Consider the following 8,221-nt stretch of genomic DNA (forward strand, 5'->3'; position numbering starts at 1 on the left):
CTATTGGTCGGGGCTCTTTTTGCGTTTGGTTGTTGTGGCTGAGTCGATTGATTATTCGGTTGGGGCTTCTTGTTGCTCGAAGTAATTGAGCAGCACCTTGGCTTTAGCCTTTCCTATTTCGGCGATGAGTTGAGCTTCGGTCAATTCCTTTATTTTTTTGACCGACTTGAACTTGCTGAGGAGTTTATCAGCCGTAATAGGACCTAGGCCCTTTACGTCGGTCAGTTCGGTTTTTAGCGTCGCGGCGTCGCGAGTATTGCGGTGGAAGGTGATACCGAAGCGGTGCACTTCGTCGCGCATGCGCTGAAACAGGCGTAGGCTCTCGCTCTTCTTGTCGATGTAAAGCGGCAGCGGGTCGTTAGGCACGTAGATTTCCTCTAAGCGCTTGGCGATGCCGATAATGGCCATTTGGCCCCACAAGTTGAGGTCCTTAATGGCTTTCACGGCCATGCTGAGCTGGCCCTTGCCGCCGTCCACGATAACTAGCTGCGGCAGGCTGGCACCCTCGTCCACCAAGCGGCGGTAGCGGCGCGTCACAACCTCGTACATCGTGTCGAAGTCGTTGGGGCCAACCACCGTTTTCACGTGGTAGTGGCGGTAGTCTTTCTTGCTGGGGCGCGCGTTGCGGAAGCACACCATCGCTGACACTGGATTGTCGCCCTGAAAGTTCGAGTTATCAAAGCATTCGATGTGCTTGGGTAGCTCCGTCAGGCGCAGGTCCTTCTTTATCTGCTCCATGATGCGCACCTCGTTCACGTCCTTACTCTTCTCGTTCATACTCTCCTTTTCCTTACGCAGGTAGAGCACGTTCTTGATGCTAAGTTCTAAGAGCTTGCGCTTATCGCCGATTTGGGGCTGGGTCACGGCCACACCGGGCAGAGGCAGGTCGCCCACGGGCACGTTGGTGAGGATTTCCTTCGCCTCGCTCTCATACTCCTGCCGTAGCTGCATGATAAGCGGGGCCAGAATTTCGCCATCGCTTTCATCGAGCTTCTTGGTCAATTCGAGGTTTTGCGTGAGGATGATGCTGCCGTTCATCACCTTAAAATAGTTGACGAACGCGGCCTTCTCATTGGAGGCTATGCTGAACACATCGATGTTGGTGAGCGTGGCGCTCACGATGGTGCTCTTGGCCTGAAAGTCGTCGAGCTTATCCAGCTTTTGCTTGAACTGGTGCGCCAGTTCGTACTGCATCTCCTGGGCGGCGGCCGTCATCTTCTCGCGGAAGTACTGCTTGGGCAGGCGCAAGTCGCCGCCCAGAATCTGCCGGATTTGCTGGATGTACTGGTTGTAGGCGGCCTCGTCCTCCTTGTTTTCGCACGGGCCTTTGCAGTTGCCGATGTGGTACTCTAGGCACACCTTAAACTTGCCGGCTTCCACGTTTTCGGGGCTTAGGTTGTACGTGCAGGTGCGCAGTGGGTACAAGGCCCGAATGAGCTCCAGCAGCACGTTGAGGCCGCTCTGGTTGGCGTAGGGGCCAAAGTAGTGGCCATCGCCGGGCTGCTTGTTGCGCGTGGGGATGAGACGCGGAAAACGCTCTTTAGTCAGCAGCAGGTACGGATACGTTTTGCCATCCTTAAGCAAGATGTTGTACTTGGGCTGGTACTGCTTGATGAGGTTGTTCTCGAGCAAAAACGCGTCCGACTCCGAGTTCACAATAGTAAATTCGATGCGCTTGATGTTTTTGACCAGCTGCTGCGTCTTCTTGTTGTGGTCTTGCTTGGTGAAGTAGCTGCTCACCCGCTTGCGCAGGTCGATAGCCTTGCCCACGTAGATGATGCCCTCGTCGTCGAAGTACCGGTACACGCCCGGCTGGTGAGGCAGGCGGTTTATTTGCTCTTGAATTTCAGATTTGGCTGCCATAGACCGCAGATTTAGCGGATTTAACGGATTGCGCAGATACGCCCCGCTGCGCGGGGCTGGCTCTGGTACGAATGAAACGGATATGCCGCTGGCGCGGCTGCTTTGAGGTACCTAGGGCTATTTTCTGCGAGTGCCCTTGTGGATACTGATAGCGCCTAAGGTGCCTTTTAGACTCCAAGTTAGCAGAACGCAAAACGGCCGGCAAAAGTAGCCGGCCGCTGCCCAATATCATCTCAAACCACCCCCAAAATACGCTCAGTAAAACCAAAAACCACTTAGCCAGCCTGCCGCAGGCAGGCGTATCTGTGCAATCCGTTAAATCAGTTAAATCTGCGATTATATGTCTTCTTTGTTGAGGCCGTTGGTGGTGGGCTGGGCCATTTTCTGTTCGTACGGAATGGTGTCACGCTGGGCGCCGTAGTAGCGCGAGCAATCGAGCTCGGTAGTGAGGTGGCTAGGTGCCGGAAACGGCCCTTTGTTGATATCAATGCTCTTATCGGCGTACACCTTCTTCATAAAGATGCCGTAGAGCGGCAGCGCCAGGCGGGCGCCCTGCCCGTAAGCACCGTTGCGGAAGTGGATGCTACGGTCTTCGCCGCCGACCCACATGCCGCAGACAAGGTCGGGCGTGATGCCCATAAACCAGGCGTCGGAGTAGTTGGACGTCGTGCCCGTCTTAGCCCCGATATTGGTGTTGAACTTGAAGCCCGTGTGCAGGATGGTGCTGGTGCCGCCTTGCTCGGTAGTGCTGGCCTCCAGCATGTTGGTCATCACGTAGGCCGTTTCTTCGGTCAGCACGTTGCGGGTGCGCGGAATGAATTCGCGCAGCAAGTTGTCGTTTTTATCCCGTACTTCCTTTACCATAATGGGCGAAGTCCAGACGCCCTTGTTCACGAAGGTACCGTAGGCGCCGCACAGCTCAAAGATGCTGCAATCGGAAGCGCCGAAGCCCACGGCGGGAACTGCGTCGATGGGCGAGGTGATACCTAGGAGTTTGGCGTAGTCCACCACTTTCTCGGGCGTGAGCTGCATCACCAGCCAGGCCGTGATGGAGTTCATAGAACGCGCCAGTGCCTGCCGCAGCGTGAAGGAGCGGCCCGAGAAGCTGCCCTCGAAGTTCCGGGGTGTGTAGGGCGGCCGGCCAGCCGCGCCGGGGAAAGTGGTGGCCACGTCGGGGCGCGGGAAGCAGGGCGAATACCCCTCGGCAATGGCCGCCGTGTACACGATGGGCTTGAACGTAGAGCCCGGCTGGCGCTTGCCCTGCCGCACGTGGTCAAACTTAAAAAACTTGTAGTTGGGGCCGCCGACCCAGGCTTTTACCTGCCCGTTGAGCGGGTTCACGGCCATGAAGCCCGCCCGCAGGTAGCGCTTGTAGTAGTCGAGCGAGTCCATTGGCGACATTAACATTTCCTTCTCGCCCTGCCACGAAAACACCGGCATACGGTACTTGTGGCGCAGGTAGTAGTTCACCGAATCCTTGTTACCCTCGTAGCGCGTCATCAGCGACTTGTAGCGCTGGGTGCGGCGCATGGAGGTAGCCAGGAAGTTGGGGATAATCCGGCCGTTCTCGTCGCGCCAGGGCTGCTGGCCCTTCCACTGCGCCGAAAACCACTTTTGCTGCAAGGCCAGGTGCTCGGCCACCGCTTTTTCGGCGTATCCCTGCATCCGCGAGTCCAGGGTCGTGTAAATTTTCAGACCATCGGCATACAGGTCGTGGTCCGTTTCCTTGGCCCAGGCTTGTAGATATTTAGCTACCTCGGTGCGGAAGTACGGTGCAAGGCCCTGCGTGGGGCTTTCCACGCTGTAGTGCAGCACGATGGCCTTGGCCGTATCCTGCGCCAATTCGCCGGCCGAGATATAGCCGTACTTGTTCATCTGCTGCAACACCCAATTGCGCCGGCGGCGCGAGCGCGCCGGGTGCGAGGCCGGGCTAAAGCGCGAGGGCGCGTTCACGATGCCCACCAGCGTGGCGGCCTCGGGCGTGGTCAGGTCTTTAGGCTTTTTGTTGAAGAACGTCTTGGCCGCCGTGTTGATACCGAAAGCGTTGGAGCCATAGTCCACGGTGTTGAGGTACATCCGCAGAATTTCGCGCTTGGTGTAGTTGCGCTCGAGCCGGATGGCCAGCAGCCACTCCTTGGTTTTAGTGATGAGCAGGCCGAGCTTGCCTTCCCCGTTGAGGGTGCCGTCGTTGAGATTGCTCGCTTCGCCGGGGCGGGTTTTGAACAGCACCTTGGCCACCTGCTGCGACAGCGTGGAGCCGCCGCCGCTGCGCCCCAGGCCCGCCACGGCGCGCATAATGCTCTTGAAGTCGATGCCCGAATGCTGCTCGAAGCGCACGTCCTCGGTCGCTACCAGAGCGTCCACCAGGTTTTGGGGCAAGTCCTGATAGTCGGCTGGGGTGCGGTTTTCGCGGAAATACTTACCTAGGAGCACGCCATCGGCCGAGTACACTTCGGAGGCGAGCTCGCTCTTGGGATTTTCGAGGGTGCGCAAGTTGGGCATGCGCCCAAACCAGCCCATGAAGTTGTAATTCACGGCCGCCACGTACAGCACCAGCCCCAACAAACCGCCCCCAAACAGCACCCACAGGGTGCGCGTAAAGGCGTGGAAGCGGCCCGGCCGCCCGGCCGCCGGTTGGCGGGGCTTGGGGCGCGGAGCGGGGCGAGCTGGTGAAGAAGTAGGCATAAGACGAGATGAAAGCGAAGCAGGACCAGCGGCGCGGGCAAAAGTGAGCGGCCAGCTACCCTAGGGGCGCCGGGGCGTGGCCTGGCCCTTTATCCCTGATTTTGCTATTGGTAAACCTTCTGAAAAAATTGTTGGTAGCCGGCCACGTCGCCCGCCTCTTGCAGCAGGGTCAGATTGGCTAGGCTGATGACGATGGCCTGGTAGCCCTGGCCGCGCAGCCGCGCCAGCGGCGACTGCGGCCCCCGCAGCTTGGTGGCGTAGCTCTGGGCCACCTTGGCCCCCGGCAAAGTCCGTACCACCACCACTTCCTGGTCGGGCCCCAAGGGCTGCGGTGGCGATACTACGAGGTTATTCGCCCGGAAGAACTTACTGTTATACGCCGTGAGCTGCGCGCCTAGGTCGGCCGTGGGCGCCGTACCCTTGGGATACACTAAGGCTACGGCGTGGGCCGCGCTCAGTTGGGTAGTGTAGGCCACGGCCGGCGCGGCGGGGGTGGGCGTAGCAGGCTCGGGCGCCGCCGGGGAAGTAGCAGGCGCCGCCGGGGCATTGACGGGCGCCGCTGCGGTGGGTGCGGGCGTGGCCGGTGCAGCAGTGCCCGCCGCCGGCGCGTTCGTTGGTGGAGTAGTCTTAGTCGTGTCCTTGGCCGCAGGGGCCAGCGCCCGCTTGCCCGGCGCGGTGCGCGGGCGGCGGGCTGCTGCTCGCTTGATGGGGGAGGCAGTGGCAGCTGCCGCCGCAGGAGCCGCGGGCGACGAACCTAGGGCCGGTGCAGGAGTAGGCAGAACTGGCAGGGCAGCGGGCACCGGCGCATCCAGCGCCGGCGGCGCGTCATCATACTCAATGCGCAGCCGATTATTAACCTCGCCCGGCCGGAAGATGGACACCACGGGCTTATCAGTTGAGGCCAAGGCGCCGGCGAGCTGGCCATCGGCGGCTTTCTTGTAAGAGTCGGCCAGGGCCTTGGCCAGCGGCACCAGCGGGCTGCTGGGATAGTCGGTGTAAAACTGCTCGACGGCCGCGCGGGCCGTGCGCGGCGGCTGAGTCCGAATGGCCAGCAGCGTGCGCAGGTAGGCCGCGCGGTCGTTGAGGTCGCTCTTAGGGTATTGCCGCTCGGTGCGGAGTAACACGGCCTTAGCCTTCGTGAAATTCTGCTCCTTATAGAGTACAAAGGCCGAATCTAGCCGCGCCGCCACGGCGTTGTGCAGCGCCAGCTCGTGCTCGCGGTAGCGCGGGTCGGCAATGAGCTTGGCGTAGGTCGAGCTAGGAAACTCGCGCTGGAGCGCGGCGGCATACTGGGCCGTTTTCTCAGCGTTGGGCAGGCCTTTGTAGTAGAGGTACAGCAGGTAGTATGCCTCGGGCGCGTTGGCGCCGCGCGGGTAGCGGGTGACTTGCTTGGTGTAGGTTTCGTAGCCGCGGGCAGGCTCTTTCAGCAGCTCTTTGTAGATGCCGCCCAGCTCGTACATGGCGGCTTCGGTCTGGAGGTTAGATACTTCCAGCTTCTCGGGCGTGCTCGGTAAGGCGCTGCGGTACTGCGCCACCAAGCTCTGCTGCGCAGCGGCGGGGTCTGGCGCGGCAGTGTTGCCCGCGTCGGTGCCCGCCGTTCCTGGGTCGCCGTTTACGCGGGTTTGGGTGTTGCCCGTGATGCTGGGCGGCACGCCGCCATTCTGCGGAGTGTTGGGTGAGTTGCTGGGCTGGTTCACGGTGCGCCAGTTGTCGCGCAGGCCGCGGTCGCCCCACTTGCGGATAAAGTCGGCCCGCGCCGTGCTCAGCGAGGTGGGGTTGTCGAAATACCAGAGCGCGCCCGCCGCCACCGCATTGTTGGGGTCATAGGCGTTAGGGTTGCTGATGTCGCGCTGGTTGCCGCTGAGGGCGCTCGGGGCACCGGGCACGCCTTGGGCCTGGGCCTGCTGGGCTTTTTGCTGCGCTTTTTGAAGAGCCAGGGCTTTTTCGGCAGCCACGCGCTTGGCTTCCAGCTCGGCGGCGGCGTACTTAGCTAGGCGCTGCTCGAGCTCGGCGGCGGGTAGGCGCACCAGCGCTTGCAGGCTGTCCTGGGTTTCGATGATGGTGTACTGCTTAGCAAATTCCTTGAGGATGCCCGCCCGCTCCTCAATGGCCGCGTAGGTGGGGTTGTCCTTGGGCATGGCCTGGGTGGTGCTGTCGTAGTAAGCGGCGGCCAGGCGGTACTTCTGCAGGTTTTCGTAGTAGATGCGGCCCGCTAGCAGGTAGGTGTAGCCCTGCTGCGACTTGTTGGTGGTCGTGGCCTTGGCCGAGGTGCGCAGCAGACCTAGGGCATCGGCGTAGCGCTGCTGGCGATAGGCCAGGCGGCCCATCTCGTAGTAAATTTTGTCGCGGTACTCCTTGTTCTTGGGGTCTTTGAGCAAGCCGGCGAAGTATTTCTCCTGTCGCGCGTTGTTCTGGCTGTTGAGCTCCGACACCTGGCCCAGCAGCAGCTTGGCAAAGAAATCGAGCTCGTAAGGCGGGTTGCGCTTGAGGATTTCGGTGAGCTGCGCGGCGGCTTCCTGGTCCTGGCCCTGCTCTTGGTAAAGCTGCGCCAGAATGTAGCGCGTGCGCGAGCGCTCGTTCTTGGCCGGTATCAGCGGCACGGCGCGCTCAAGCTGCTCAATGGCTAGTTTGGGTTCCTGGGCGCGCAAGAAGTACTCGGCGCGGGTCAGGAACAGCTCGCGCGCGTCTTTGCGCAGGCCCGTTTCCTTGTCGAGCAAGTCCGACACGGCCTTGGCGTTGTCCATCTGCTTCAAGACCAGGAAGCTGCGCATGAGCCCAATGAGGGCTTCCTGCTTGGCAAACGGGTCTTTGCTGGTGCTGTTCACGTACTTAAACGTCAGCACCGCATCGTCGAACTCCATCTTGTAGAAGCGCGCCCAGGCCACCAGCAGGTAGGCATCGTCGGTCCAGTCGGAGCCCACCCGGTGCTGGATGGGCAGCGAGGCCTTCTTAATAATGTCGTTGAGGTCGGCCCGCGTGGCGCGCACCGTGGTGCTGTCGAGGGTCGGGAAGAGGGGCAGCACGCGGTTGTAGTCGTTCACCCGGCCCTGGTAGAGGGTGGCCTCGGTGGCCCACAGCTTCTCGCGGGCCAGGAAAAAGCCGTTGTCGCGGGCGGCCACGTTGTTGAGGGCATGGCTCACCAGCGACTTGTCGGAGGCGCAGCCCGTTACACTCAGGCCCACCAGCGCCAGCAGCCAGCACCACGAAAGTCGGAAAAGGGAGAGTCGAGTCAAAGCCAAGGAAAAGCCAGGGAAGGATACGTAGGGCGCAACGCCGCGCCGGGGCCGGCTGGTTCGGCCGCCACCGGCCCCAACGCCTGCTAACTCGTAAAATTACGCCCTGCCCCGTCGAAACTCATGGGCGCCGCCCGCGTAGCATCTCTACCCACTCCTCCGCTTACTTTCATGGCTACCAACCCGCTGCCGCCCAAAGGCGCTGAACCTCCTGCTTCCACCGACCGCCTGCGCTCGTTTGCCAAATACTCGGGCATCGCGTTTCAAATGCTGGCTACCATTGGCCTCAGCGCCTGGGCCGGCACATGGCTCGACGGCCACTTCCACACCAAAAACCCGTGGTGGACCATTGGCTTGATGTTGTTTGGGGTGCTGGCCGCGCTCTACCAGGTTATTCGGGGGCTCACCAAGGGCGATTAAAAAGCTGGGTGATTTCTAAA

The 8,221-nt window shown here is 61.1% G+C and carries 4 protein-coding genes; 1 reads left to right on the top strand and 3 read right to left on the bottom strand.

Annotated features, from left to right (window positions below; genetic code table 11):
• Positions 1-51: 51 nt before the first annotated feature.
• The 3 genes from uvrC to porW all read right to left on the bottom strand — a co-directional run bounded on the left by uvrC (position 52) and on the right by porW (position 7,781).
• The gene (uvrC, locus tag ACFSDX_RS01180; RefSeq protein ID WP_382311299.1) at positions 52-1,863 is read right to left on the bottom strand and encodes an excinuclease ABC subunit UvrC; all 1,812 of its coding nucleotides are present in this window, start codon (positions 1,861-1,863) and stop codon (positions 52-54) included.
• Positions 1,864-2,199: 336 nt separating this feature from the next.
• Entirely contained in the window at positions 2,200-4,548 is a 2,349-nt protein-coding gene (locus ACFSDX_RS01185; RefSeq protein ID WP_382311301.1) for a transglycosylase domain-containing protein, read from the bottom strand.
• Between the two features lie 104 nt (positions 4,549-4,652).
• A complete protein-coding gene (gene porW, locus ACFSDX_RS01190; RefSeq protein WP_382311303.1) occupies positions 4,653-7,781 on the bottom strand; it encodes a type IX secretion system periplasmic lipoprotein PorW/SprE in 3,129 nt (1,042 codons plus the stop codon).
• 171 nt (positions 7,782-7,952) lie between these two features.
• Here porW and ACFSDX_RS01195 point away from each other — a divergent pair, with 171 nt between their 5' ends.
• A complete protein-coding gene (locus tag ACFSDX_RS01195; RefSeq protein WP_382311305.1) occupies positions 7,953-8,201 on the top strand; it encodes an AtpZ/AtpI family protein in 249 nt (82 codons plus the stop codon).
• Positions 8,202-8,221 lie beyond the last annotated feature (20 nt).

It is taken from the genome of Hymenobacter bucti, from assembly GCF_042681145.1.
Classification (GTDB): domain Bacteria; phylum Bacteroidota; class Bacteroidia; order Cytophagales; family Hymenobacteraceae; genus Hymenobacter; species Hymenobacter bucti.

Excerpts from the sequence above, each read along its gene's own strand:
- ACFSDX_RS01185 (WP_382311301.1), bottom strand. The coding sequence starts at position 4,548 with ATGCCTACTTCTTCACCAGCTCGCCCCGCTCCGCGCCCCAAGCCCCGC.
- ACFSDX_RS01195 (WP_382311305.1), top strand. The coding sequence starts at position 7,953 with ATGGCTACCAACCCGCTGCCGCCCAAAGGCGCTGAACCTCCTGCTTCC.
- uvrC (WP_382311299.1), bottom strand. The coding sequence starts at position 1,863 with ATGGCAGCCAAATCTGAAATTCAAGAGCAAATAAACCGCCTGCCTCAC.